The organism is Streptomyces sp. NPDC001933 (assembly GCF_042890955.1).
Taxonomy (GTDB): domain Bacteria; phylum Actinomycetota; class Actinomycetes; order Streptomycetales; family Streptomycetaceae; genus Streptomyces.
Map to the genome: position 1 here is coordinate 323,356 of NZ_JBIASS010000003.1, position 24,765 is coordinate 348,120.

26 protein-coding genes and 4 pseudogenes are annotated in these 24,765 nt (G+C 70.6%); 11 read left to right on the forward strand and 19 right to left on the reverse strand.

From position 1 onward, the window contains the following. Window positions 1–86 precede the first annotated feature (86 nt). From ACFYY7_RS09195 to ACFYY7_RS09205, 3 genes are all read right to left on the reverse strand, one after another. Complete coding sequence (locus ACFYY7_RS09195; RefSeq protein WP_388658970.1) at window positions 87–1,529, reverse strand: cellulase family glycosylhydrolase; 1,443 nt, start codon at window positions 1,527–1,529, stop codon at window positions 87–89. Between the two features lie 44 nt (window positions 1,530–1,573). Continuing rightward, a complete protein-coding gene (locus ACFYY7_RS09200; protein ID WP_266729757.1) occupies window positions 1,574–2,539 on the reverse strand; it encodes a zinc-binding dehydrogenase in 966 nt (321 codons plus the stop codon). A 278-nt stretch (window positions 2,540–2,817) separates the two neighbouring features. Further along, window positions 2,818–4,029, reverse strand: a complete 1,212-nt coding sequence (locus tag ACFYY7_RS09205) for an NADP-dependent malic enzyme (RefSeq protein ID WP_388658973.1) — start codon at window positions 4,027–4,029, stop codon at window positions 2,818–2,820. 521 nt (window positions 4,030–4,550) lie between these two features. On the opposite strand from ACFYY7_RS09205, the gene ACFYY7_RS09210 reads away from it, so the two are divergent. The 3 genes from ACFYY7_RS09210 to ACFYY7_RS09220 are packed head-to-tail and all read left to right on the forward strand — an operon-like array spanning window position 4,551 to window position 7,245. Beyond that, a complete protein-coding gene (locus tag ACFYY7_RS09210; protein WP_388658976.1) occupies window positions 4,551–5,501 on the forward strand; it encodes an ABC transporter substrate-binding protein in 951 nt (316 codons plus the stop codon). Window positions 5,502–5,530: 29 nt separating this feature from the next. Beyond that, on the forward strand, window positions 5,531–6,481 hold the full coding sequence (locus tag ACFYY7_RS09215; RefSeq protein ID WP_388658979.1) for an amino acid ABC transporter permease: 951 nt from the start codon (window positions 5,531–5,533) through the stop codon (window positions 6,479–6,481). Continuing rightward, on the forward strand, window positions 6,478–7,245 hold the full coding sequence (locus ACFYY7_RS09220) for an amino acid ABC transporter ATP-binding protein (RefSeq protein ID WP_323185731.1): 768 nt from the start codon (window positions 6,478–6,480) through the stop codon (window positions 7,243–7,245). The genes ACFYY7_RS09215 and ACFYY7_RS09220 overlap by 4 nt, the downstream gene beginning before the upstream one ends. A 72-nt stretch (window positions 7,246–7,317) precedes the next feature. Here the strand turns inward: ACFYY7_RS09220 and ACFYY7_RS09225 are convergent, their stop codons facing one another. The 3 genes from ACFYY7_RS09225 to ACFYY7_RS09235 all read right to left on the reverse strand — a co-directional run bounded on the left by ACFYY7_RS09225 (window position 7,318) and on the right by ACFYY7_RS09235 (window position 9,490). Continuing rightward, window positions 7,318–8,070, reverse strand: a complete 753-nt coding sequence (locus ACFYY7_RS09225) for a hypothetical protein (protein ID WP_388658982.1) — start codon at window positions 8,068–8,070, stop codon at window positions 7,318–7,320. Continuing rightward, window positions 8,067–8,555, reverse strand: a complete 489-nt coding sequence (locus ACFYY7_RS09230; protein WP_362200788.1) for a SigE family RNA polymerase sigma factor — start codon at window positions 8,553–8,555, stop codon at window positions 8,067–8,069. Before ACFYY7_RS09230 ends, ACFYY7_RS09225 begins: the two co-directional genes overlap by 4 nt. A gap of 173 nt (window positions 8,556–8,728) precedes the next feature. Then, entirely contained in the window at window positions 8,729–9,490 is a 762-nt protein-coding gene (locus ACFYY7_RS09235) for a class I SAM-dependent methyltransferase (protein ID WP_388658984.1), read from the reverse strand. 89 nt (window positions 9,491–9,579) lie between these two features. Here ACFYY7_RS09235 and ACFYY7_RS09240 point away from each other — a divergent pair, with 89 nt between their 5' ends. Beyond that, window positions 9,580–10,209 (forward strand): CGNR zinc finger domain-containing protein, encoded by a 630-nt coding sequence (locus ACFYY7_RS09240; RefSeq protein ID WP_388658987.1) that lies wholly within the window; start codon window positions 9,580–9,582, stop codon window positions 10,207–10,209. Here ACFYY7_RS09240 and sodX read toward each other — a convergent pair. Then, window positions 10,113–10,628, reverse strand: a complete 516-nt coding sequence (gene sodX, locus ACFYY7_RS09245; RefSeq protein ID WP_388658988.1) for a nickel-type superoxide dismutase maturation protease — start codon at window positions 10,626–10,628, stop codon at window positions 10,113–10,115. The two genes, ACFYY7_RS09240 and sodX, sit on opposite strands and share 97 nt — an antisense overlap. A gap of 123 nt (window positions 10,629–10,751) precedes the next feature. Between sodX and sodN the strand changes: the two genes are divergently transcribed. Beyond that, the gene (sodN, locus tag ACFYY7_RS09250; RefSeq protein ID WP_093899557.1) at window positions 10,752–11,147 is read left to right on the forward strand and encodes a superoxide dismutase, Ni; all 396 of its coding nucleotides are present in this window, start codon (window positions 10,752–10,754) and stop codon (window positions 11,145–11,147) included. Window positions 11,148–11,154: 7 nt separating this feature from the next. Here the strand turns inward: sodN and ACFYY7_RS09255 are convergent. The 7 genes and pseudogenes from ACFYY7_RS09255 to ACFYY7_RS09285 all read right to left on the reverse strand — a co-directional run. Then, window positions 11,155–11,553: pseudogene (locus ACFYY7_RS09255) on the reverse strand (tyrosine-type recombinase/integrase); the annotation flags it as partial. A gap of 74 nt (window positions 11,554–11,627) precedes the next feature. Next, window positions 11,628–11,912: pseudogene (locus ACFYY7_RS09260) on the reverse strand (tyrosine-type recombinase/integrase); the annotation flags it as partial. A gap of 136 nt (window positions 11,913–12,048) precedes the next feature. Beyond that, on the reverse strand, window positions 12,049–12,258 hold the full coding sequence (locus ACFYY7_RS09265; protein ID WP_388658991.1) for a hypothetical protein: 210 nt from the start codon (window positions 12,256–12,258) through the stop codon (window positions 12,049–12,051). A 166-nt stretch (window positions 12,259–12,424) separates the two neighbouring features. Beyond that, entirely contained in the window at window positions 12,425–13,432 is a 1,008-nt protein-coding gene (locus ACFYY7_RS09270; protein ID WP_388658993.1) for a hypothetical protein, read from the reverse strand. 377 nt (window positions 13,433–13,809) lie between these two features. Beyond that, window positions 13,810–14,628, reverse strand: coding sequence for a class I SAM-dependent methyltransferase (locus ACFYY7_RS09275; RefSeq protein WP_388658995.1), 819 nt, complete (start codon window positions 14,626–14,628; stop codon window positions 13,810–13,812). Continuing rightward, a complete protein-coding gene (locus ACFYY7_RS09280; protein ID WP_388658998.1) occupies window positions 14,625–15,047 on the reverse strand; it encodes a hypothetical protein in 423 nt (140 codons plus the stop codon). The genes ACFYY7_RS09275 and ACFYY7_RS09280 overlap by 4 nt, the downstream gene beginning before the upstream one ends. 43 nt (window positions 15,048–15,090) lie before the next feature. Next, complete coding sequence (locus ACFYY7_RS09285; RefSeq protein WP_388659001.1) at window positions 15,091–15,990, reverse strand: helix-turn-helix domain-containing protein; 900 nt, start codon at window positions 15,988–15,990, stop codon at window positions 15,091–15,093. Between the two features lie 68 nt (window positions 15,991–16,058). Between ACFYY7_RS09285 and ACFYY7_RS09290 the strand changes: the two are divergent. The 3 genes and pseudogenes from ACFYY7_RS09290 to ACFYY7_RS09300 all read left to right on the forward strand — a co-directional run. After that, window positions 16,059–16,364, forward strand: a pseudogene (locus tag ACFYY7_RS09290) (ATP-binding protein); the annotation flags it as partial. 103 nt (window positions 16,365–16,467) lie between these two features. Next, a pseudogene (locus ACFYY7_RS09295) lies at window positions 16,468–16,725 on the forward strand (hypothetical protein); the annotation flags it as partial. A gap of 218 nt (window positions 16,726–16,943) precedes the next feature. Next, complete coding sequence (locus ACFYY7_RS09300; protein ID WP_388659003.1) at window positions 16,944–17,153, forward strand: DUF6243 family protein; 210 nt, start codon at window positions 16,944–16,946, stop codon at window positions 17,151–17,153. 52 nt (window positions 17,154–17,205) lie between these two features. Here ACFYY7_RS09300 and ACFYY7_RS09305 read toward each other — a convergent pair whose 3' ends face one another. Next, window positions 17,206–17,790 carry a helix-turn-helix domain-containing protein gene (locus ACFYY7_RS09305; RefSeq protein WP_388659006.1) on the reverse strand — a complete coding sequence of 195 codons (585 nt, stop codon included), beginning with the start codon at window positions 17,788–17,790 and terminating at the stop codon, window positions 17,206–17,208. Window positions 17,791–17,905: 115 nt separating this feature from the next. Here ACFYY7_RS09305 and ACFYY7_RS09310 point away from each other — a divergent pair, with 115 nt between their 5' ends. Further along, window positions 17,906–18,742: an EamA family transporter gene (locus ACFYY7_RS09310; protein ID WP_388659009.1), complete on the forward strand. Its 837-nt coding sequence runs from the start codon at window positions 17,906–17,908 to the stop codon at window positions 18,740–18,742. A gap of 52 nt (window positions 18,743–18,794) precedes the next feature. Further along, the gene (locus tag ACFYY7_RS09315; RefSeq protein ID WP_388659012.1) at window positions 18,795–19,502 is read left to right on the forward strand and encodes a B3/4 domain-containing protein; all 708 of its coding nucleotides are present in this window, start codon (window positions 18,795–18,797) and stop codon (window positions 19,500–19,502) included. Here ACFYY7_RS09315 and ACFYY7_RS09320 read toward each other — a convergent pair. The 3 genes from ACFYY7_RS09320 to ACFYY7_RS09330 are packed head-to-tail and all read right to left on the reverse strand — an operon-like array spanning window position 19,492 to window position 22,226. After that, entirely contained in the window at window positions 19,492–20,187 is a 696-nt protein-coding gene (locus tag ACFYY7_RS09320; RefSeq protein WP_388659014.1) for a response regulator, read from the reverse strand. The two genes, ACFYY7_RS09315 and ACFYY7_RS09320, sit on opposite strands and share 11 nt — an antisense overlap. Next, complete coding sequence (locus ACFYY7_RS09325; RefSeq protein ID WP_388659017.1) at window positions 20,184–21,407, reverse strand: sensor histidine kinase; 1,224 nt, start codon at window positions 21,405–21,407, stop codon at window positions 20,184–20,186. The genes ACFYY7_RS09320 and ACFYY7_RS09325 overlap by 4 nt, the downstream gene beginning before the upstream one ends. 30 nt (window positions 21,408–21,437) lie before the next feature. Next, a complete protein-coding gene (locus tag ACFYY7_RS09330; RefSeq protein ID WP_388659020.1) occupies window positions 21,438–22,226 on the reverse strand; it encodes a hypothetical protein in 789 nt (262 codons plus the stop codon). A 302-nt stretch (window positions 22,227–22,528) separates the two neighbouring features. On the opposite strand from ACFYY7_RS09330, the gene ACFYY7_RS09335 reads away from it, so the two are divergent. After that, the gene (locus ACFYY7_RS09335) at window positions 22,529–23,008 is read left to right on the forward strand and encodes a VOC family protein (protein ID WP_388659022.1); all 480 of its coding nucleotides are present in this window, start codon (window positions 22,529–22,531) and stop codon (window positions 23,006–23,008) included. 238 nt (window positions 23,009–23,246) lie between these two features. Here ACFYY7_RS09335 and ACFYY7_RS09340 read toward each other — a convergent pair whose 3' ends face one another. Then, window positions 23,247–24,740: an MFS transporter gene (locus tag ACFYY7_RS09340; RefSeq protein ID WP_388659025.1), complete on the reverse strand. Its 1,494-nt coding sequence runs from the start codon at window positions 24,738–24,740 to the stop codon at window positions 23,247–23,249. Between the last annotated feature and the right edge of the window lie 25 nt (window positions 24,741–24,765).

A 24,765-nucleotide genomic window follows, 5' to 3' on the forward strand; every position in this document is an offset into this window, starting at 1 on the left:
CCTCGCCCGGGGTGTGCGGGCGCGATGTGCGGCGCGTGATGTGGCAGGCGTGGCGTATGGGGCGCGTGGTGCGGTGTACGGACCGCTCAGCCGCGCTCCGTCCCGGCCCCGGACCCGGTCACCGTCACCGTGATGCGCGCCCCCTTGCGGGCCTGGACGCGGACCTCTCCGCCGTGCCGGCGGACCTCGGCGCGACCGTCGACCGAGACCCGCCACCGCCCTGCGGTCGGCGGCAGCGAGATCTCCGTGCTGCCATGACGGCCCGCCGTGTAACTCAGCCGGTAGACGCGCGCGCTGGCGTCGTACGTGTCGGAGTGGACGGTTCCGGCGACGGCGGGTGCGTACGGCGTGGCGGTCCGCTCCTTGTTGGCCGCGAAGGCGCCGTTCTCGTCCAGGGCGCAGTAGCCACCGCCGTAGCACCACACCCAGCCCGCCCAGCCCGAGCTGTAGCGGCTCAGGGAGGCCATCGCGTCCCGGTAGAAGCGGCCCATCTGCGGGAGCTTGTTGTTCAGCGGGCCCCATTCGCCGACCACGACCGGGATCTTCTGCTGTTTCGGGTACGCGGTGATGGCGGCCTCGTACGACTCGATCCAGCCGGCCGCCGGGTCGTAGTCGGCGCCGGCCTCCATCGCGGCGTTGTAGAAGTGCGGGGCGTAGACGGTGCGGTGGTCCTTGATCGCGCCCAGTCCGGTGGGCACGCCCTCGCCGACGATGGGGGTGGGCTCGACGAACAGCCAGTTGTCGCGGTCGACCGAACGGACCGCGCGGGCCAGCCGGTTGTACATCGGGGTGATCTGCTGGGCCTCGATGCGGCGGGCGGCCGTCGCCAGGTCCTCGCCCTCGCCGAGCTCCCCCATCGGCTCGTTGATCAGGTCGTAGCCGAGGACGGCGGGGTGGTGCCCGAAGCGCTTGGCCACGACCTGCCACATCCGTGCCTGGGCGCGCTGGAGGTCGGCGTCCTCGTAGAGGTGGGTGAAGGCGCGCTGCACGGCGGGCTCGAAGTACTCCGAGAACCAGTCGTCGGGGTGCGGGGTGAAGGGCAGACCGTCGGTGCGGGTCGCCCAGGCCGGGATGCCTCGGGCGTTGAACGCCGGGCCGAACACGTCCTGGTGGGCGTCGAGCAGCACCTGGATGTCGTACTTCTGCGCCCAGTCCAGGACCCGGTCGATCCGGCGCAGATACTCGGCGCTGTAGTGGCCCCGGCTCGGCTCCAGGTCGTCCCAGAAGAAGAGCACCCGGGCGAAGTTGAAGCCCTTGGCCCGCAGATCGCGGAAGTGCTTCTCGGTGATGGCGTTCAGCGCCTGGTCACCGCTGTTCGCCTTGTCCGCGACGCTCCAGCCGCGCAGGGTGAGCGTGCGGCCCTGGTCGTCGGTGAGGCTGGGTATGCCGGCCCGTTCCGGTGGTGCCGGGTGCGCTGGGTGTGCCGGGCGTGTCGGGTGTGTCGGGTATGCGTCGGCGGCGGGGGCGAGGGCCCCCGCCGCGAGCACGAACGAAGTGACGATCGAGGTGAGTACGCTGCCTGTCCGCATCCGTATTCGCATGGCGCAGATCAGAGCAGCTCACCCCTTACTCCTCAAGGGCAGGTGAGCACAATCTTTCCGAACTGGTCGCCCGCCGCGAGCCGTTCGAACCCTTCGCGGGCCCGGTCCAGCGGCAGCACCTCGTCGATGACGGGCCGTACGCCGGTGGTCGCGCAGAACGCCAGCAGGTCCTCCAGCTCGTCCTTGGAGCCCATGGTCGAGCCGACGACCTTCAGCTCCAGGAAGAAGATCCGGGTCAGCTCGGCGTGCGAGGGACGGTCGCCGCTGGTCGCGCCGGAGATGACGAGTGTGCCGCCGGGGCGCAGCGACTTCACGGAGTGGGACCAGGTGGCCGCGCCGACCGTCTCGATGACCGCGTCGACGCGCTGCGGCAGCCGCGCCCCCGGCTCGAACGCCTCGATCGCGCCGAGCTCGACGGCCCGCTTGCGCTTGGCCTCGTCGCGGCTGGTGGCGTAGATCCGCAGCCCGGCCGCCCGGCCGAGCACGATCGCGGCGGTGGCGACGCCGCCGCCCGCCCCCTGGACGAGGACCGAGTCGCCGGGGCGCACTCCGGCGTTGGTGAAGAGCATCCGGTACGCGGTGAGCCAGGCGGTCGGCAGGCAGGCGGCCTGCTCGAAGGTGAGTTCCTTCGGCTTGGGCAGCACGTTCCAGCTGGGGACGGTGACCTGCTCGGCGAAGGTGCCCTGGTATCGCTCGGTGAGGATGGAGCGGGGTTCATCCGGGCCGACGCCGTGACCGGTCTGGCCGATGACGGAGTGCAGGACGACCTCGTTGCCGTCCTGGTCGGTCCCGGCCGCGTCGCAGCCGAGGATCATCGGCAGCTTGTCCTCGGCGAGGCCGACGCCGCGCAGGGACCAGAGGTCGTGGTGGTTGAGGGAGGCTGCCCGGACATTGACGGTGGTCCAGCCGGGTCGCGCCTCGGGGGCGGGGCGTTCGCCCAGCTCAAGGCCGTTGAGGGGCTGGTCGCGGTCGATGCGGGATGCGTAGGCGGCGAACATGGCCCCGACGATAGGCCGGGCGCGGGCCGGACGTAACCGGCCACGGGTGTGACGCGCACCGCGTGGGGTGGGCGCACCGCGCATCCCAGCCCCGTCGGCGATTGAGGAGCGGGGGTCCGGGGGCGGAGCCCGGAATCCAGCCCCTCCGGCGATTGAGGAGCGGGGGTCCGGGGGCGGAGCCCCCGGTTACGGGAAGGGGCGGGGTGGGGAACAAGCCCGCCGCAGGCGCACCCCGCACCCGGGAACTCGTACCCCGCCCCGCCCCTCACTCAGCCGGCTCAGCGCCGGGCCACACCCTCCGCCCGCGCGGCGGCCGCCACCGCGGCAGTGACCGCAGGCGCCACCCGCTCGTCGAACGGCGACGGGATCACGTAGTCCGCCGCGAGCTCGTCGCCCACGACGTCGGCCAGCGCGTTCGCCGCGGCGATCTTCATGCCCTCGGTGATCCGGGAGGCCCGGACCTGGAGGGCACCGGCGAAGATGCCGGGGAAGGCCAGCACGTTGTTGATCTGGTTCGGGTAGTCGGACCGCCCGGTCGCCACGACGGACGCGTACTTGTGCGCGATGTCGGGGTGGACCTCGGGGTTCGGGTTCGCCATGGCGAAGACGAACGCGCCGGGCGCCATCGAGGCGACGGCCGCCTCGGGGACCGTACCGCCGGAGACGCCGATGAAGACGTCGGCGCCCGCCAGCGCGCTCTCCAGCGGACCGGAGATCCCGGCCCGGTTGGTGAGCTCGGCCAGCTCGCGCTTGACCTCGGTGAGGTCCTCGCGGTCCTGGCTCACGATGCCCTTGCGGTCGGCCACGGCGACGTCGCCGAGCCCCGCCTCCAGCAGGAACTTCGCGATGGCGACGCCCGCGGCGCCGGCGCCGGAGATGACGGCGCGCAGGTCGCCGAGGCTCCGGCCGGACAGCTTCGCGGCGTTGCGCAGGGCCGCGAGCGTCACGACGGCGGTGCCGTGCTGGTCGTCGTGGAAGACCGGGATGTCGAGCCGCTCCTGGAGCTTGCGCTCGATCTCGAAGCAGCGCGGCGCCGAGATGTCCTCCAGGTTCACGCCGCCGAAGGACGGCGCGAGCCGGACGACGGTCTCGACGATCTCGTCCGCGTCGGTGGTCGCGAGTGCGATCGGCACCGCGTCGACGCCGCCGAACTGCTTGAACAGGATCGCCTTGCCCTCCATCACGGGGAGGGACGCCTCGGGTCCGATGTCACCGAGGCCGAGAACCGCGGTGCCGTCCGTCACGACGGCGACGACCTGCGATTTCCAGGTGTAGTCGTGGACCAGGTCGGGATTCTCCGCGATGGCGCTGCACACCTTGGCGACGCCGGGCGTGTACGCGAGGGACAGGTCGTCCTTGTCACGGATGGGAACGGTGGCCTGCACGGCCATCTTCCCTCCGCGGTGGAGAGCGAAGGCCGGATCGAACGGCTCATCGGTGGTGCTGTCAGTGGTGCTGTCGCTGCGAGGATTGACGATCTCCGCTGCCATGGTGTTGACCCCTTAAGTCTTCATCGTTTGAGGGTGGCCACTCCTGGTTGAGGAGGGGTGGGCGGGCACCGCGTACGTGCCCCACGTCGGCGGTTGGCCCGCCCCGGCAGGGGGAAATACATACGCGCGGGCGCGCCGCACACGCGCCCTGAGCCCCGGATGAGGGGTGTAAAGGTCTTTCTTACCGGACGAACCGCGTCATCGACGAGTCCATATCGGTTCGGTGACGTGACTCATAGTCGAATATCTGGACAAGTCCGCCAAGCGACAAAAGCGTCCACCAGTCGAGACGCGCCGCAGATCTTCCGGCGTGATGGTGGAAACCCCAGAGATGCTCCGGCCTCGTGTACCGGCCTCGTGAGGTTCGGGGATCGCCCGTTATCCGATTTTGACACGATCGGCGACCAGTTCGAGCCAGTCCGAATGGCAAGATGCCCTAATCCCACAGGGGGGCGACATCCGAAGTCGTGTGTCCATACCACCTGGTAACACCACCCTCACCTGCCGGAGGCAACCCGATCATGACCGCAAGCACCACTCGTCGCACGGCCGCGAAATCCAGGATCGCAGCGGTTTGCGCCATCGCGGTCGCCGGCACCATGCTGCTGGCCGCCTGTGGCGACCAGACCAAGAACAACCCGCGGAACAACTCGGCATCGGCCCAGGCGCCGCTCGCTGACCTCCTGCCCAAGGAGATCCGGGACAAGGGCGTCATCAAGGTCGGTTCGGACATCGCGTACCCGCCGGTCGAATTCAAGGACAAGTCCGGCAACACGGTCGGCATCGACCCTGACATCGGTGCCGCGCTCGGCAAGCAGCTCGGCGTGACCTTCGAGTTCCAGAACGGCACGTTCGACACGCTGATCACCGGTCTGCGCTCCAAGCGCTACGACCTGGCGATGTCGTCGATGACCGACACCAAGGACCGCCAGCAGGGCATCGACTCCGAGACGAAGAAGAAGGTCGGTGAGGGCGTCGACTTCGTCGACTACTTCACCGCCGGAGTCTCGATCTACACCCGGAAGGGCGACGACCAGGGAATCAAGACCTGGGCGGATCTCTGCGGCAAGAAGATCGCCGTCCAGCGCGGCACCGTCTCGCACAACCTCGCCAAGGACGAGTCGAAGAAGTGCACGGGCGGCGAGAAGATCGCGATCGAGACCTTCGACAACGACCTGGAGGCCCAGACCCGGCTGCGCAGCGGTGGCGCCGACGCCGGCTCCTCCGACTTCCCGGTGGCCGCGTACGCGGTGAAGACCTCGGGCGGCGGCAAGGACTTCCAGATCGTCGGCGAGCAGGTCGAGGCCGCCCCGTACGGCATCGCCGTCGCCAAGGGCAACGACCAACTGACCAAGGCCGTGCAGGCGGCGCTGGACGCGATCATCAAGAACGGCGAGTACGGCAAGATCATCTCCAAGTGGGGTGTCGAGGCCGGTGCGGTCACCGAGGCCAAGGTGAACGGCGGATCCTGATCAGGGACCGGCGCAGAAAGGTTCTTCCTGTGACTGACATCAAGAAGACGGGCCCGGCCGACCAGCCGCCCATACCCCTCACCCAGTCCTCCGGTCCCGAGGCGATCAGGGCCATTCCGGTCCGGCACTACGGCCGGTACGTCTCGGCCGTCATCGCCATCGCCGCACTCGTCGCGATCGTCTACGCCTTCAGCCAGGGCAAGATCAACTGGGGTGCGGTCCCGGACTACTTCTTCGACGACCGCATCCTCAAGGGCGTCACCCAGACCCTGCTGCTGACCGCGCTGTCCATGGTCATCGGCATCGTCGGCGGCGTTCTGCTGGCCGTGATGCGGCTGTCACGGAACCCGGTGACCTCGTCGATCGCCTGGTTCTACATCTGGTTCTTCCGCGGCACCCCGGTCCTGGTCCAGCTCTTCGTCTGGTTCAACCTGGGCCTGGTCTTCGAGTACATCAACCTGATGCCGATCTACAAGGACTACTGGTCGAGCTTCATGACGCCGCTGCTGACGGCGCTGCTCGGCCTGGGTCTCAACGAGGCCGCCTACATGGCCGAGATCTGCCGTGCGGGTCTGCTCTCGGTCGACGAGGGCCAGACGGAGGCGTCGCACGCGCTGGGCATGAGCCACGGCAAGACCCTGCGCCGCGTCGTGATCCCGCAGGCGATGCGGGTGATCGTGCCGCCGACGGGCAACGAAGTGATCAACATGCTCAAGACGACGTCGCTGGTGGCGGCGGTGCAGTTCTACGAGCTGTTCAAGTACGCCCAGGACATCGGGCAGGCGTCCGGAGCCCCGGTCGAGATGTACTTCCTGGCCGCGGCCTGGTATTTGATCATGACCTCGGTGCTGAGCATCGGCCAGTACTACCTGGAGCGGTACTACGCGCGCGGTTCGAGCCGCAACCTGCCGCCCACCCCGTTCCAGAAGGTCAGGGCCAACCTCCTGTCCATCGGCCGCCCGAAGGGAGGCATCGCATGACCGCCACCGCCATGGTGAAGGCCGAGGGCGTCCACAAGTCCTTCGGCGCCGCCCACATCCTCAAGGGCATCGACCTGGAGGTCGCGCCCAGAGAGGTCTTCTGCCTGATCGGCCCGTCCGGTTCCGGCAAGTCGACGTTCCTGCGGTGCATCAACCACCTGGAGCAGATCAACGCCGGCCGGCTGTACGTCGACGGCGAGCTGGTGGGCTACCGCCAGAAGGGCGACAAGCTCTACGAGCTCAAGGACAGCGAGGTCGCGCTGAAGCGCCGGGACATCGGCATGGTCTTCCAGCGCTTCAACCTCTTCCCGCACATGACGGCGATCGAGAACGTCATGGAGGCCCCCGTCCAGGTCAGGCGCGAGTCCAAGGCCGTCGCGAGGGCGCGGGCCGAGCGGCTGCTGGACCGGGTCGGCCTCGGCGACAAGGCGAAGAACTACCCCTCCCAGCTCTCCGGCGGCCAGCAGCAGCGGGTGGCCATCGCCCGTGCCCTGGCCATGGAGCCGAAGCTGATGCTCTTCGACGAGCCGACATCGGCGCTCGACCCGGAGCTGGTGGGCGACGTCCTGGACGTCATGCGCGGTCTCGCGGAGGACGGCATGACGATGGTCGTGGTGACCCACGAGATGGGCTTCGCCCGTGAGGTCGGCGACGCGCTGGTCTTCATGGACGACGGCGTGGTGGTCGAGTCCGGCCACCCGCGCGACGTGCTGACCAACCCGCAGCACGACCGCACGAAGTCGTTCCTGTCGAAGGTCCTTTAGCAGCAGCGGGAGAAGGGCGGTACGGAGCCGAGAGCTCCGTACCGCCCTTCTCCGTCCGTTCCCCTGCTTCTCCTACTTCTTCGGCAGCAACTGCGGGCTGAGCAGCAGCTCCCGCAGCTGGGCACGGGTCAGCGGCGGCGTCTTCAGGAGCGGGCCCTGCGCCCGCTCGCCCTTGAAGCCGGTGCTGTCACGGACGGACAGCACCCCGCCGTCCTTGAAGGTGAGCCGGCCGGTCAGCTCCCTGCCCCACTGCGGCGCGCCGTCGTAGTTCATCGGGTCGCTCCAGGTCGTCAGCACCCGCCCGTCCGGCAGCTTCTCGTTCACACAGTCCGGCATGGCCGGCACCCCGGGGGCGGCCTCGCACGGGTTGTCCCCCGCGGCGGAGCTGCCGGTCTTCATGTAGCCGATGACGAGGTAGCCGACACCACCGTCCTTGCGTACCGAGAAGTGCCCGTCCAACGGTCCCTCCAGGTGCGGCATCTCCCGCTCGGAGGTGGCGCCCTTGATGACGACCGACAGCGAGACCTGATCGATGTCCCCGACGTCCTTGGGCAGCACCTTCGCGAGGTCCTTCGCCCGACCGCTGTTCCCCGCGAGCTCGACCGGGGCCGCCACCGCGGTCTCCTGCGTGTCGCCGCCCTTCGCGGCCAGGTTCGGCACCACGACGGCTCCGCCCGCGACCACGGCGGCCGCCGCGACCGAGACGGTGACCCGCCGCCGCAGCCGCACCCGGGCGGCCCCGGCGTACACCGTCCGGGTGGTGGTGGCCGGTGCTCCCGCGTCGTCCGCGGCCCGCCCCAGCAGCTCGTGCACGTCGTTGCTCATACCAATTCCTCCGCCATCTCGGCGCGCAGCGCCGCCAACCCCCGAGCCGCGTGGCTCTTGACCGTGTTCTCCCGCATCCCGAGCAGCCCGGCCGTGGCCTCGACGCTCAGGTCCTCCCAGTAGCGCAGGACCAGTACGGCCCGCTGCTTGTCCGTGAGCCGGGCGAGCGCCGCCCGCACCGCCAGCCCGGTGTCCGTGTCCGGCGCCCGGTCGGCGCGGTCGGGCAGTTCGCCGTAGGACTGTTCGCGCCGCCAGAACCTGCGGCGGGATGCGATGAAGGTGTTGATCAGCGTCTTGCGCGCGTACGCCTCGATGTTGTCGAGCCGTCCGTACCGCCGCCCCCCGAGCACCACCTTGACCAGCGTCGCCTGGACCAGGTCATCGGCTTCGTGCCGGTCGCCGCAGAGCAGGTACGCGCTGCGGAACAGCGCGGTACGTCTGCCCTCGACGAAGGCGTGCAGCGCGGCATCGTCATCGATCCGCATCGTCGGCGCCCCTCTCCGGGTCCGCGGGTGCGGACCGTCTCACCCTTCCAGTGCGGTGGGGTGCAGAGCGGGTTGCAGCGACGTCAGGAAATAAATCACGGGCGGTGCGCCCGGAAACAGATCACGGGCGGCACGGCCTTCGGCCGTACCGCCCGCCCCTCCCCCTCATCCCGCTACTTCACGGCGAGCACCAGGGTGTCCGAGGGCGAGGCCCAGACGGTCCGCGCCTCCCCGAATCCCGCCTCGCGCAGGGTGTCGATGTGCCACCGCACGGGGGGCATGTCGCCGTCCGCGTGCTCGCCGTAGATCTCGTAGCGCTCGGCGGTCGGTCCGGCGAGGACCGGGTCCTTGGCGGCCAGCGCCCACCAGTCGGCCCAGTCGAGAGCGCCCGCGGCCTTGGCGCGGTCCATGACGGTGTGCCGGTGGGCGCGTTCGGCCGCGTTGATCCGGGGCGTCGCGGTGTCGATCATGTGGTCCGCGTTCATGAACACCCCGCCGTCCCGGACGAGCCCGCCGATGTGCCCGTAGAGCGCGGTGAGCGGTTCGGTGTGCAGCCAGTGCAGGGCGGTGGCGGTGAGGACGGCGTCGTACGAGTCGTACGGCAACCGCCCGGCCCACTCGGGGTCCTTGAGATCGGCGGTGACGAAGGCGACGCGCTCGTCGCCGTCGAAGTAGCCGCGCGCGATGGCGAGCAGCGCCGGGTCGAGATCCACGCCGGTACTGGTGGCTTCCGGGAACCGCTTGAGCAGCCGGTCCGTAATACTTCCCGTACCGCACGCGAGATCGAGCACCCTCGGCCGCGGCCCGACGAGGGCCTCGACCATGTCCAGCATCACCCGGAACCGCTCCTCGCGGTCGGGCATGTACCACTCCTGCTGCCGGTCCCAGCTCTCCTGCCAGGCCCGCCAGTCCGTACCCGTCGATGTCTCAGTCACCAGGAACCTCCATGTAATACCCTGGACCCAAAAAGGCCCATTACATCGTTCGCTGCACCGACCATAGACCCACGCCGTAAGGACTACAAGTGGAACTGGCCTATTACTCGGACTACGCCGTACGTCTGGTCAACACCGAGGAGCCGGCCCGCAACAAGGACTCCCTCACCTCCGTGGAGGCGGTCCGCGAGCTGTTCGGCGCCAACGGCCAGGCGGCCCGGCGGGCGACCGACGCGGACGTGACCCGCTTCAGGTCGGTACGGGCCCGGCTGCGCTCGGTCTTCGAGGCGGCCGACGGCGGGGACGAGACACTCGCCGTCGACCTGCTCAACTCACTGCTGCTGGAGTTCCCGGTCAGCCCGCAGATCTCCGGCCACGAGACCCGGGACGAGGACGGAAGGCCGGACTGGCACATGCACCTGGCCGACCATCCGTCGAACGCGACGGCCGGGTACGCCGCCATCGCGGCGATGGGTCTCGCCTTCCACCTCACCTCGTACGGGGTCGATCGGCTCGGCCTGTGCGAGGCGTCGCCGTGCCGCAACGCCTACCTCGACACCTCCACCAACCGTTCGCGCCGCTACTGCTCCGACCGCTGCGCGACCCGGGCCAATGTGGCCGCCTACCGGGCCCGCAAGCGCCTGGAGACGGAACGGGCGGCCGACACCGGCCGCAGCGCGGAGACCGCCCAGGTCACCACACCCAGCACCGACCGCTGATCCTTCTTCAGCGGCCGGTAGCGCGCCCGGACCCTGGCCAGTACGAACTCCTCGGGCACCGTCCCGTAGTCCGTGCTGTCACCGCCCGCGAAGCTGTTGTCGGCCAGCACCCACCAGCCGCCCCGACGGCGCTCGGCGGCCCGCTTGACGACCAGCAGGTCCTGCTGGAAAGGATGCCGCAGAATCACCACGTCACCGGGGCGCACCACGGCCCCGTAATGCACCAGCAGCCAGTCCCCGTGATGGAGCGTCGGCACCATCGACGGCCCGGTCACCTCCACCACCTGGAACGGCGACATCCCGCGCCCGCCCTGTCCCTGCGTCAGCTCAGGCACCTCCGGCACCTCCGGCACGTCCCGCATCTCTCCGGCACCTCCCCGGTCCGTCCAGTACACCGTCCCGTACAGCGTTACGTACATTCGGCCACTGGTCCCATCCTCGCCCTGGACTTTTGGCCTAAGCCCATGGGGGCACCCACGAAATCACGTCTCTCACCGAGTAATGTCCCACCTGAGAAGACGATCACGAGGAAGGACAGCTCAATGCTTTCCCGCCTGTTTGCCCCCAAGGTGAAGGTCAGCGCCCACTGCGACCTGCCCTGCGGCGTGTACGACCCGGCCCAGGCCCGCATCGAGGCGGAGTCCGTCAAGGCCGTCCAGGAGAAGTACCAGGCCAACGAGGACCCGCACTTCCGGGCCCGCGCGGTGGTCATCAAGGAGCAGCGCGCCGAGCTCGCCAAGCACCACGTCTCGGTGCTGTGGAGCGACTACTTCAAGCCCCCGCACTTCGAGAAGTACCCGGAGCTGCACCAGCTGGTCAACGACGCCCTGAAGGCCCTGTCGGCCGCGAAGGCCTCCACGGACCCGGCGACGGGCCAGAAGGCGCTGGACTACATCGCCCAGATCGACAAGATCTTCTGGGAGACGAAGAAGGCTTGATCTCCCTCTAGGCGGTCTGACCTGCTCTTTCACGGGTCGTGCCGCTTAGCTGTCCGCACCCGGTCCGCAGGCCGCCGAGCACGGCGTCCATGACGGCCCGGGTGCGGTCTCCTTCGCCCGGCCACAGGTGCGCGTAGATCCTCACTGTGATGACGGCGGGCGCGTGCCCGAGGACCAACTGCACCTGCTTGACGCTCGCGCCACCGGCGATGAGCGCGGAGGCGTAGAAGTGCCGCAGGTCGTGGGTGACCATGTGCGGCAGCTCGACGGGCTTGCGGCCCTCGCGCTTGGCCGCCTCGCTCTCCTCCGCCTGGAGCGCCCTGCGGGCGCAGCTCCACTCGGTCTTCCATCGCCGGTAGTTGAGCGGCTCGCCCTCCTCCATCGTGAACAGCCACTCCCTGGGGGGTGTGCGGCGAGATGCGCGGGGAGCGCGTCTGTGACGACCTCACCGACGGGGACCGTACGCCGGGACTTGGCGGTCTTCGGCGGGCCGATCTTCCCCGACTGGAGCCGCTGCCGCTCGACGCGGACGGTGCCGGCCTTGAAGTCGACGTCCGACACCTTCAGGCCGAGCAGTTCACCGATACGCAGCCCTGATCCGGCAAGGGTGGCGATCGCCGCGCGGATGTACGGCGGCATCACCCGCGCCATCGCCTCGACCTGCTCGGCCGTGGGCGGGGTGACCTCCTCGTCCGGCATGGCGGGGAGGGTAATCCTGCGGCACGGGCTGGAAGCGATGACCTTGTCGTCCACGGCGGCGGTCATGACGCACGAGGACGTCGTAGACGTTCCGCACGCTGCCGGGGCCGAGCTGGTCGGACAGGTGCTTGAAGAGCACCTGGATGTCGTTGCGGCCTCCAGGCCGGCTACGAGCAGGCTGCCGCTCCCATCCTGACCGAACTCACCCGCCGAACACCCCACCTACAAACCGGCCCACCGCTTCGAGGCCGCCATCGGCCACACCATCCCCGCCCAAGCCGACCGCATCCTCGCCGACCCGGCCTGGCCCGCCCTCGTCACCACCCTCGCCCACGCCGAGTCCGCCGGCCATCACCAGCACCGGCTCTTGGCCCAGGCCGTCGCCGAACGCGAAATGATCACCGCCGAGCACCCGGCCCAAGTCCTCATCTGGCGCATCGCGACCCAGCCCAGCGATCGGGTACGGGCGACATCCGGGCAAACCCCGGTCGGCGTCCCCGCTCCCGTGCCCTCCCCGACTTACCCCGCAGCTACCGGGGTGCACGTGCGGCCTCTGGGCTGACCCCGGGGAGAGCAGCTCAGGACCACGGGTCCCAGTGATCTTCGGGATCGGGTGCGCCGGGGTGCAACATCTTGCGGAGGCAGCGGCGCAGGCCGTCGCCGTGGATGCCTTCGATCGCACGCATCCATGGCAGCGGGGCCATCACACGGGCTGTCTCGTCGGTGGCGAGGCTGTCCAGCATGGCGTGCAGTTCGTCCGGGACTGGTGCGTCGGAAAGGCACATCCACCCCAGCCCGGCGCTGACGCGCACCTCGGAGGGCTGTGTCCGATCGGACCAGCGCGACTGGGTCCACTCCAGGGCCCCCGTGTCTTGGCGGGCCCGGGCCAACTCCGCAACTGCCAGCACCAGGCCCGCGCGTACGCTCGGATCGTCATCGATGTCGAGGCGCACGTGGAGCGCGTCCCGTATGACATGCGCGCGGCCGGATGCAGCCGCCAGCACGTATGCGGTTTCCATGCGTATGTCGGCCTCGGGGTCGTCGAGTAGAGCCTTGAGAAGGTCCACGTCCGCCGCGATCGCATCACGGGCGGCCTCGACCGACCAGTTGCCCAGGTATCCGGTGACTTCGAAGCCCCATTCGTCACCGCTGTAGCGAGGCCGAAGCATGTCGGCACGCGTGCACACACCGTGGTGCCTCCAACGCGCCGCCGCGGAAACCACGGCCAAGGCATCAGCTCGGTGGTGAGCCTGCGGATCAGCTCCGATACGCAGCAGGAACGGCACGGCCGGTGCCACCGCCGCCCTCATGTCGTTGGCGCACAGGCCCCCGAGCATGTCGAGAGCCCTATCGACGGCGGCTGCGTCGCCTGAGCGCAGTCGCTCCATGCTCTCCTGAACTCTGACGCCCTCGGGGAAGCGGCCCCAAGGCACCTCTTCGATCAGAAACCCGTCCTTGGCAACCGCCGGGATACCCGCCACCACCGCGCGCACGTCGAGGGGGCCTCCCACCTGCTCAAGCGGATCTGCGTTGATGAACGCCCGCTCCACTGCTTGATACGCCGGGTCGTTCTCCCACGACCTCACTCAAACCTCCACGACGAAACCTCAAGCACTACGCTCTGCACCACCCCAAGGAGTATCGCGGTCAGCCCCCCAATCGCTACGCCCTACGAACGCCTGCTCGGCTGGCAAGTTTAAAGAGCTGGCTCCCGGGCCCCCCTCAACACTTAGCAGCCACGCGGGTCGGAATTCTCCTTCAACCAGGATCCGGCTCTGGACTGGCCGCCGGCCCCAGCCCTCCCGGCGCAGCCGACAGCCGTCGGAGCCGGCGGCTCGCACGCGCCGCACGCGGCCGCGATCTCACCGTCGGCCGACGACATCGCCGAGGACATCTTCGTTGGCCGTGAGGCAGTCGTCCGGCAGCTGACCGAGGCACTGGCCGCAGCGTCAGCTCGGGCGGATCACCTGCGACAGACGAGGATCCCGCCAAGGCAGGTGATCTCGTACGCGCCATCGCGGGCGATGTCGTCGGCGACGAGGGCACGGGCCCGGTCAATGGTCGCATCGAAGGGCACGTCGTGCTGGTCTGCCCAGGCTCGGTAAGAGGCCATGTGGGCGATGACGGGTCCGGGGTCGCGGACAGTGATAGTCCCTGGCAGTTCGACAACCTCGACCCGCCTGAACTCCTCCCCAAGGAAGGCCGGAGCCTTCTCCAGGGAGAAGCGGGCACTGAGCGAGATGCGGGCCGGACCTCGGTCGATGCCGAGGACGTCGCCGGCGGCCCGCTGCCAGAGGACGTCGAGTTCGGCCTTGTCGCGGTCACTGTTGGTGGAGGCGACCACCAGCCCGTCACGGGCGACGACCCGGGCCAGCTCCCTGACAGCCTGAGGAATGTCGGGCACGTGGTACAGCATGTGGAGCGCAAGAGCGGCGTCGACGCTGCCCGCCGCCAGCGGAAGCCGCGTGGCGTCCGCCACGGCGACCGGACCGGGGACGCCGGCAAGGATGCCGGGAGCGATGTCGAGACCGAGCAGGGACAGTTCCGGGCGGTCCTGGCGGAGCCGCTGGATGAACTTGCCGTTGCCACAACCGATGTCGACAACCCGGCCGCGTACATCGCTGAGCCGCTCGGCGACGAGGCCAGGCAGGTCGTACCGGGGCGTCTGCCACCGGTAGAGCGACTGCCGGGCCGCAAGGTCCCGGTCTCCGTTGTACGCGCTGCCAGCCAGGCGAGCCCGGTCGGTGACGGAGGCGTCGTGGGCAGCGGACAGGTCGGTCACGTCGGCAACTCCGGAGGGTGGACGGCGGGCAGGGACGCACGGACGGCCGTGTGCTGGAGTCGGTCGCGCAGGTGCACCGCTTGCGCAGCTCCACCGTACTGCGGCCCTTCCAGCTCCCGCCCGAGAACGATGAGTCGGCGCACGATGCTGGCTGACATGCGCTCCGGCGAGGCCGTAAGGACGAAGCCGAGCATCTCCTCGACGCCATCCAGGTCACTCAAGAGCAGATGACCGTGGGCTAGGTCGAGGTGCGAGGCGAAGAGGTCTCCCACGGACTGGTCATCACCATCCGCGCTTCGATAGAGCCGGATCGCCGTCTCCGCGCTGACGATGGCCTTCTGAACGCGCTCCTGTCCGCCTGCAGCCAGAAGGGTCGTTCCGGCGTACGCGAACTGCTTGGCGACCGGGAAGTCGAACACTCCCGGCATCTCGTCCCGACCCGAGATCGCCTCACGGAATCGTTCAGCGTCCCCCAGGGCGGCGAGCGCCCCTGCCGAGTCGCCGACTATCGCCAACGCCCGCGCCTCCAGACTGGCCAGCCGTGCACCGATGCTGCCATTCACCCCTGTGCCGACGGCCGACCTGCGCCAGCCGAGCCGCCTGCTCGTACCTCCCGGTCCAGTACGCAATCAACGACTCCACGGACCGTACCCAGGCGAGCATCCCCTCGTGCCCAGCCGCTTCGGCACAGGCGCGTGCGGTACGGGTGTGGGTGGCGGCGGAGTCGTAGTCGCCGAGGTCGAGGCAGACATGCGCGGACAGGCCACAGAGGTGAGAAGCGGAGAGGTAGAGGTCAGCGGTCTGCCGGGGGTGCTGGCGTCCGCGCAGCAGATCGAAAACCCCGTCCCGTAACCGCTTGATCTCGACGTACTGCTCCATCAGCGGGTGGCTGACGTACGTGCGGGCGAGCCGGTGGACGTCCGCCTCCAGCTGCTCGATGACGAACTCGACGGCGTTCCGCTGCGCGATGAAGCGGGCGAAGTCGGCCGAACGCACCGCGTCCTCCGACAGGCGATCACCACTGGCGTAAGAAGCCGCAGGCGCCAGTGCGGGCAGCACGACCTCGCCGCCGGTCCCGTCCCGCCTCCCCTTGCTGATGGCCACGGCCTGGTCGAGCAGGGCGACATCCACACCGAAGACATGCGCCAGGTACTTCCGGGCGTAGGGAGTCGGGATCCGTGCTTCGCGCTCGTACCGCCCGATCTCCTTGCCGGTCTTCGCGGAACGCCCCTCCAGGGCGTTGTACTCGTCGGCGACCCTCTGCTGGCTCCAGCCGTGCGCGGTACGCAGCCGGACGAGCAAGGCGCCGATCCCGGTGTCGCCCATGCCGTCCCCCAGGAACACGTGACCTCTGGCCCCCATAGTGGCCCCCGTCTTGGCCCCCGTGCTGGCTCCCGACCCAAATGAGTTAAGTCGCTTTGCTGTTGACCATGGCAAGCAGACTCACCAACGAGGCGCCCGACGCCGCCCCACATCTCCTTCCGGGCACGGGTCGGCACCGCACCAGGCTGTTCCCCCGCCGCCGGACCACACCGCGCGCTGCTCGCGACTTCGTCGCCGCCACGCTGACCGAATGGGGTGAGACGAGCCGCCTCGACGACATGCGGCTGTGCACCTCGGAACTCGTCACCAACGCCGTGCTTCACGGGGTGCCCGTGGGCCGGCTGGTCCTGGTACGGGTCGAGTCCCTCGACGCGGAGCTGCGGATCGAGGTCCACGACAGTGGCGAGAACAGGCCGACGAAGCGCGTTCCCGAGGAAGCCGCCGTCGACGGCCGCGGTCTGCTGATCGTCGCCGAACACCGTCCCCGCCAACGCCCTCCACCACGCCGAGGACGCACTGGCCCCGCGGACCCTCGCCACCCAACCCGAGCGCATCGCGCTGGTCGTCGGCACCCAGATCAACGGCGCATCGCACATGCAGTCCCTGGCCTTCGCCATGGCCGCCCGACTGCGCGACCGCTTCGGCCTCCCCACCGAGGTGCTCTCCAGCGCCCCCGACAACGCACCGTACGAGCTGGCCACCGACCCGGCCAGCGGCCACCGCTACCAGCGCGCCTACGCCCAGGCCCTCGGCGAGCAGGCCCTGCTCGACCTCGGCTGACCCCGGGCGCTCGCCGAAGGCCCGGCCGACGCCGGGCGGCGAAAAGGTTGGCGTGCGGGGCCGACGGAACCGGGTAACGTCCTTGTCATGTTCTTCCAGACGCCGATTCACGAGTGAGAGCGTGATGGGTCTCTGCTGACGTTCTTCGACGTCGCCGCCCGTCCCCCACCGATGAATCCGCAGATCACTTCACATCAATACCGGGAGAACCCGTGACCGACAGCAAGAACATCAACAACCCCGTGGGCCAGGGCGGCGGCCAGCGCAAAAAGCTGTCCCGCGTCGAACGGCAGAACAACGGTCCACACCGCAACCTCGACCGCCAAAATGCAGCGGACAAGAAGGCGGAGCTGGTACGCAAGATGCGCGAGAAGACAGGCACAGCCGAGGGCGCTGGGCAGGCGGGCGACGAACCCGCATAGAGCTGGCGCACCGCCGCCGCAGGGCGGCGCCGCACGGGGCGTGGTGCTGGGGTCAGGCCGCAGCGACGGGGCCCGGTGGCAGGTGGACCGTCATGACCAGGTGGCAGGTCCCGGTGCCGGAGCCGCGGTACGCGTGGGGGGCGTCGCCCTCGAAGGTGGCGGTCTGGCCGGCTTCGACGGGGTGCTCCTCGCCGTCGACGAGCAGGGTCATCCGGCCGGCGGTGACGCTGATGGTCTCGGTGACTCCGGCCTGGTGGGGGTGGCTGGGGTACTCCTCGCCGGGCTCCAGTCGCCAGCGCCAGATCTCGACCGGGGCCGGGCCCGAGGTCGTGAGCATGAGCCGGGCCTCGCCGCCCTGCGGCCCGGTCCACAGGGGTGCGACGGTTTCGGCGGTCACGACGCGGACGCGGCCCTCGGACGGTCCCTGCATCAGGGCGGAGACCGAGATGCCGAGGGTGTCGGCCAGCCGGACCAGGGTGGCCAGGTTGGGGTTGCCCTGGGCCTTCTCCAGTGCCACCAGGGCCCCCTTGCTGACCTGGGCGCGCCGGCTCAGCTCGTCCAGGGTCAGGCCCGCGCGGGTCCGGGCCGCCCTGACGTTGTACGCGACCGTCCGCAGGGCTGCGGCCGTCTCGGCCATCTGATCTCCATCCCCGTCACGGATTACTGGATTGAACCGTGCGGTCATTTGGTTGACACCGACCGGTCGATCCGTTGTACGGTGCGGTCGTTTCAATGATGGTAAGGGATGTGCTGTGATCGCTCTGCTCCTGGCTCTGGGCAGCTCACTCGCATACGGGTGCGCCGACTTCCTCGGCGGGCTCGGTGCCCGCAAGGCCCATGTCCTGCGTACGGTGATGATCGCCGCCCCGGCGTCGCTCGCGGTCGAGCTGCTGCTGTGGCCGGTGCTCGGGGCCTCGTTCAGCCTCGGTGCCCTGGGCTGGGGTGCCGCGTCGGGGGTCGTCTCCGCCGCCGCGTTCGCCCTTCTCTACCGCACCCTGGCGATCGGCCCGATGAACGTGCTCTCGCCGGTGACCGCCCTGGTCTCCGCCGCGCTGCCCGTCGGGGTGGGCCTGCTGCAGGGCGAGCACCTGGGCTCCGCCGGACTGGTGGGCCTGCCGCTCGCGCTGTTCGCGGTGGTACTGGTCAGCGCCGGGCACGGCGCCGGGGTCGTGCGCCCGTCCCGTACCGCGCTGCTGCTGGCCCTCGGCGCGGGCTCCGCCATAGCCCTCCAGCTGATCTTCCTGCACCAGGCGCCCTCGGACAGCGGTGTGGCGCCGCTGATCATCGGTCGCGCGGTCTCCTCCGCCGTCACCCTGGCCGTCGCCGGGCTGATGTACCGCAAGCTCGGCCCCGAGCGGCCCGCCTACGCGATGTCGGCCGCCGCGGGCGTCCTGGACTCGATGGCGAACCTGATGTTCCTGCTCGCCGCCCGCAGCGGGGACCTGACCATCGTGGCCGTGATCACCGCCCTCTACCCGGCCGGCACGGTCCTGCTCGCCCGCGGTGTGCTCGCCGAGCGCATCCACCGCGGCCAACTCGTCGGCCTGGGCACCGCCGCCGTCGCCGTCGGCCTCCTCGCCCTGACCTGAGCACATTCACGCACCCGCGCATCCGCGCACCCAGGAAACGGAAACACCGCTCATGACCACCTTCCGCATCGCCCCCGCCGTCACGGACGCCTTCCCCGACACTCTCATCGCCCTGGTCACCGCCACCGGCCTGCGCGGCCGCGAGCCCTGGCCCGACACCGCAGCCGCCCTGGAGGGCCTGGAGCGGGGGCTCGCCGACGGTGTCTGGCAGCCCGCCGCCGAGACCGACCCGCGCATCGAGGCGTGGCACACCGCCTACCGCTCCTTCGGCACCAACCCGCGCCGCGTCCGGCCCAGCGTCGACGCGCTCGGCCGCCGCTTCGCGAAGCGCGGGACCCTGCCGCGTATCAACCCGGCCGTCGACTCGTACAACGCCGTCTCCGTCCGTCACGGTCTGCCCGCCGGCGCCTTCGACCTGGACCACGTCACCGGCGACGTCGACATCCGGTACGCGGACGGCAGCGAGGAGTTCACTCCACTCGGCGAGCCCGAAGCCGTCGAGAACCCCAAGCCGGGCGAGATCGTCTACGCGGACGCCGGCGGCGTCCTGACCCGGCACTGGAACCACCGCGACGCCCACCGCACCCGTGTCACCGAGGACTCCGACCGCGTCGTATTCGTGCTCGAAACCCTCCGCACCACCCACGACGGCGACCTCGTCGGGGTCGCGGCCCAGGAGCTGAGGAACCTGCTCGCACCGCACTGCGAACGGACCGCCGTGCAGTACCTCGGGCCGACGGATCCCAAGGTCACCGTCTGAGACCGTCGCGCCTGCGGGCGTCGACCAGACCGGTCTCGTAGGCGACGATGACGAGTTGGGCGCGGTCGCGCGCCCGGAGCTTGGCGAGCAGGCGGCCGATGTGTGTCTTCACCGTGGCCGGGCTCAGCCGGAGGTGCTGCGCGATCTCCGTGTTGGACAGGCCGCGCGCGATCAGGCCGAGCACCTCCAGCTCCCGGTCCGTGACCCCGTCCAGCGAACGGGACGGCGGCCGTCCCGGCTCCGGGCGGCTGGCGAATTCCGCGATCAGACGGCTCGTGACCGAGGGCGCGAGCAGCGACTCCCCCGCGGCGACGACTCCGATGGCGGTGAGGACCTCCGCCGGCGGGGTGTCCTTCAGGAGGAAGCCGGTGGCTCCGGCGCGCAGTGCGGCATAGACGTACTCGTCCAGGTCGAAGGTGGTCAGGACCAGGACGCGGACCCGGGACGTGGCGGGGTCCGAGCAGATGCGCCGGGTGGCCTCGATGCCGTCGAGTTCCGGCATGCGTATGTCCATCAGCACCACGTCCGGCCGTTCGCGCCGGGCCAGTTCGACGGCCTCCGCGCCGGTCGCCGCCTCGCCCACCGCGGTCATGCCGGGCGTGTGATCGACCAGTACGCGGAAACTGCCGCGCACCATGGCCTGGTCGTCCGCGACCAGCACCCGGACCGGTGCTCCGTCGGTCATGTGTTCCGCTCCCCGTCGACCGGCAGCCGGACGGACACCGCGAAGCCGCCCTCCGGGCGCGGCCCCGCAGCGAAGCTGCCTCGGTACATCATGGCCCGCTCCCGCATCCCCAACAGTCCGTGCCCGCCGGGAAGTTCGTGTCCGGTCCGTCGGCGGCCCGCCGGTGGCCCGTCGTCGACGACGTCGATGCGGATCTCGCGCGTGTCCGCCGCGACCGTGACCCGGCACCGGGTCGGGGACGCGTGCCGTACGACATTGGTGACGGCCTCCTGGACGATCCGGTGGACGGTCATCCGCATCCCCTCGGTCAGTCCCTCCGTGCCGTTGACCGCGAAGCGGATGTCCGTGCCCGCCCGCTCGGCCTCGACACCCAGCGCGTCCAGGCGGCCGAGGTCCGGGACCGGGCCGAGCGGGGCGCCCGGGCCGAGCTGCCCGCCCCGGCCGGGTGTCGCGTCCGCGCCGGGGGGTGTGCTCTGGCCGCGCAGTACGCCGAGGGTGCGCCGCATCTCGGCCAGCGCCGACCGGCTCGTCTCCTCGATGATCTTCAGCGCGGCCCTCGCCTCCTGCGGATCGGCGTCCGCGACATGTCCGGCGACGCCCGCCTTGACGGCGATGAGGCCGAGGTTGTGCGAGACGATGTCGTGCAACTCCCGGGCGATCCTGAGGCGTTCCTCCGCCACCGCACGCTCCGCGCGACGCCTCTCGTCCCGTACGGCGTCGGCCCGGCGCCCGCGCACCGTGCGGCCCGCACCCCAGGAACCACCGATCACCAGCACCACCAGCCCGGCCACTCCCACGGCCCCCAAAGGGTCCTCGGCCGGGGTGACCACGGCCTCGCCGAGGTAGACGGCGCCGCCCGCCACCGTCAGCGCGACGGCCAGCGCGGGTACGGAGCGGCGGGCCGGTTCGGCGAGGCCGACCAGGTAGGCCCCGAAACCGGCCGCCGCGTACGGCTCGCGGACGATGTCCAGGAGCGAGGCGGCGGCCAGTGCGGCGAGGACGACCGCCAGGACCAGGAGCGGCCGGCGCCTGCGTACGGCGATGGGCAGGCCCACCGCGGCGGCGACCAGGTACCCGGTCCAGAGCGGCCCGGTGTAGTGCGCCTGGCCGTCGCCGGAACCCATCCGGACGAAACCGACGTAGACGGCGGTCAGGGACAACGCCGCGACGAGGTCGAGGAGTTGGAGCCGCAGACGGCGGCGGTCGACCGTGGGGATCACGGTCCGACGGTATCCGTACGGGCGGCGCATTCAGCCGGCCTGTCCGATCAGCACCATGAACGCGATCGCCACCGGGGTCAGCGCGGCCCACCGCAGCGCCGCCGCCCGGCCGGGTCGCGGCGCCTCGCGCAGCAGGCCGACGCCGGACGGCATCAGTGCGACGCACAGCCCGGCCAGGGCCACCAGCGACATCGGCGTGGTGCCCTTGAGAACTCCCAGGGGCAGCGCCGCCGTCAGGCCGAGCGCGACGGCCCGCACCGGCCCGAGCACCCGGGTGCGCCAGGCCCCGAGTGCGAGGACGATCCAGCCCGCGAGCACGGCGAGGTTGAGCGCGGCGAAGACGTGAAAGGCGCCGTAGCCGGCGGTCACGGCCTCGGTGGCGGCCTCGGCCCCGCGCGACCGCACCAGCTGGAAGGCCAGGTGGTCCACTCCCGCGTGGAAGGCGCGGGCGAACAGCCCGAAGACGACCAGGACTCCGCCCCACAGCCCCCATCCCGGGCTGCGGGCGCCGATCCGGGCGGCGAGCACGGCTACGGCGGGCCAGAGCAGCACGCTCCCGGCGGCGAACAGGCCGTACGCCGTGGCCATCAGCGTGGGGTGCCGTTCGTACGCGGCGAGTTGGTCCGGGTAGAAGAAGTGGAAGCGGACGCGCAGCAGCGCCCCGGCCAGCATCAGGACCGGGCCGAGCACCATGGCGGTGCCGGCTGCCCAGCGTCCGGTGAATCCGGCTGTGCCCATCCGCTCCACCGGCAGCGCGACGCGCAGCCGGGCGCCGATGGCGGTCGCCGGTGTGCCCATGGGGGCAGTTCGGTTCGTCATGCCCCGACGATGCCGCCCCTCCCCCGGCCGGGGCATCGGATCACGGCCCGGATCTCGGGGTCGGACCTGGGTATGACCCGCGTCCGCCGCGCGGTCACGGAACCCTCCGGGCCGGTTGTTAGATGTGGGGTGCAGCCGTGTCGCCGAGGCGATTTCGAGCCATCCACAGGGACCATATGAAGTCGGCCGATACCTGTACCCCTTGAGTTACCCCCAGTACAACGGTGATTTTTCGGGACGGGACCGGTCGGTATGGGTGTATCTGCGCAGGCGACGGGGCTGCGTAATGAGGGGAGACAGCGATGACCACCGAGGGCTTCACCACATGTCTGTGGTTCGACGGACAGGCCGAGGAGGCGGCGGAGTACTACGTCTCGGTCTTCAAGAACTCCCGCCTCGGGGCGATCGGCCGCTACAGCGAGGCGGGGCCGGGGCCCGCCGGGTCGGTGATGACGGTCGAGTTCGAGCTCAACGGCCAGAAGTTCGTGGGGGTGAACGGCGGCCCGGAGTTCACGTTCGACGAGGCCATCTCGTTCCAGATCCGCTGCGCGGACCAGGCCGAGGTGGACTACTACTGGGGCACTCTCACGGACGGGGGCGAGGAGGGGCCCTGCGGCTGGCTGAAGGACAGGTACGGACTCTCCTGGCAGGTCGTGCCGGAGGTGCTGCTGGGGATGGTCACCGATCCGGACGGGGCGAAGGCCGCCAGGACCACCAGGGCGATGATGACCATGAAGAAGCTGGACATCGCCGCGCTGCAGAAGGCCCACGACGGGGGCTGAGACGCGCCGCGGACCGGGAAGCGGGGGGGGGGGGGGGGGGGGGGGGGGGGGGGGGGGGGGGGGGGCGCGGGGCGGGCGGGGCGGCGGGCGCGGCGCGCCGGGCGCGGCCCGCCGCGGCGGGGCCGGGCGCGCGGCGCCCCCCCCCCCCCCCCCCCCGCCGCCCCCCGCCCCCCCCCCCCCCCCCCCCGCGCCCCCCCCCCCCCCCCCCCCCCCCCCCCCCCCCCCCGCTTCCCCGCTCTCACCGCCGCGCGTCGCTCCCCGTCCGCCGTGGCCCGAGGAAGGTGCCCGCGAGCAGCGCCCCGGCAAGCACCAGCGCCGAGTTGACCAGGATCGCGACCGAGACCCCCGAGAGAACGCCCTCGGGGCCGGTGTCGCCGAGTGCGGACATCCGGGCGGTGGCGACCGCGCTCATGACCGGGATGCCCATGGTGATGCCGACCTGCTGGGTCATGGTGGCGAGGCCGGTGGCCAGGCCCTGTTCCTCGTCGGGGAGACCGGAGGTCGCGGTGACCATGAAGGCGACGATCATCAGCATGTTGCCGATGCCGCCGACGAAGGTGGCCACCAGCAGAAGCGTGATCCAGGCCCCCGACGTCCCGAGCGCCACCAGGGAGAGGGTGGCGACGGCCTGGACGGCCCCGCCGGTGACGATGGTCCTGCGGTTCCCGAACCGGCCGACGGCGCGGCCGCCGAGGGTGCCGCCGATCACGGTGCCGATGCCCAGGACGCCGAAGGCGAGACCGGTGGCGAGCGGTGAGTACCCGAGGACCTCCTGCAGGTAGAGGGTGAGCAGGAAGACCAGCGAGGTCTCGGTGACGAAGGCGATGAGACCGGCGGTGTTGCCCCAGATGACGCTGCGCCGCTTCAGGATGTGCACGGGGACCAGCGGTGCCGCGGCCTTCTTCTCGACGGCCCGGAAGGCGACGAGGAGCGCGAGCCCGGCGAGGAGTGCGGCCAGGGTGGTGGGCCGGGTCCAGCCGGACTCGCCGGCCTGCGTCAGCCCGTAGACGAGCAGGAGCAGACCGCCGGTGACGGTCACGGCGCCGGGGACGTCGAGCCGGGGGCGCGCGGCGGGCCGCGAGTCGGTGATGACGGCCGGGGCGAGGGCGACCACCAGGGCGGCCACCGGCACGTTGATGAAGAACGCCCAGCGCCAGGAGAGCAGATCGGTGAGCAGGCCGCCGAGGATGGCCCCGGCGGTGAATCCGGCGGACATCAGCGCCCCGTTGAGCCCCAGGGCGCGTTCGCGCAGCGGGCCCTCCTTGAAGGCGGTGGTCAGCAGCGCGAGCCCGGCCGGGGTGACGGCCGCCGTGGCGAGACCCTGCAACACCCTTGCCACGAGCAGCACTTCGGGCGAGGTGGCGAGTCCGCCGAGGGCGGAGGAGAGACCGAGGACGACCATGCCGGCGAGGAACAGCCGCTTGCGGCCGACGAGGTCGGCGACACGGCCGAAGAGCAGTGTGAAGCCGGCGGCGGCGAGCGCGAACGCGGTGGCGATCCACTGGAGATGAGAGAGGGAGAAGCCGAGCCCCTCGCCGACGACCGGCAGTGCCACGTTCAGGATCGAGAAGTCCACAGCGATCATGAACTGGGCGCCGAGGAGGAGTACGAGGACGAGCTTCTGCCGTCCGGTCATACGGGTTTTCGACGAGGCGGCGGAGGGGGCGGAGGGAGCGAGGGAAGGCGCGGCGGCGGCGGTCGCGCCGGACGGGACCTGGCTGGGTGCGGACATGATGGGACTCCTCGACGGAGCAGGG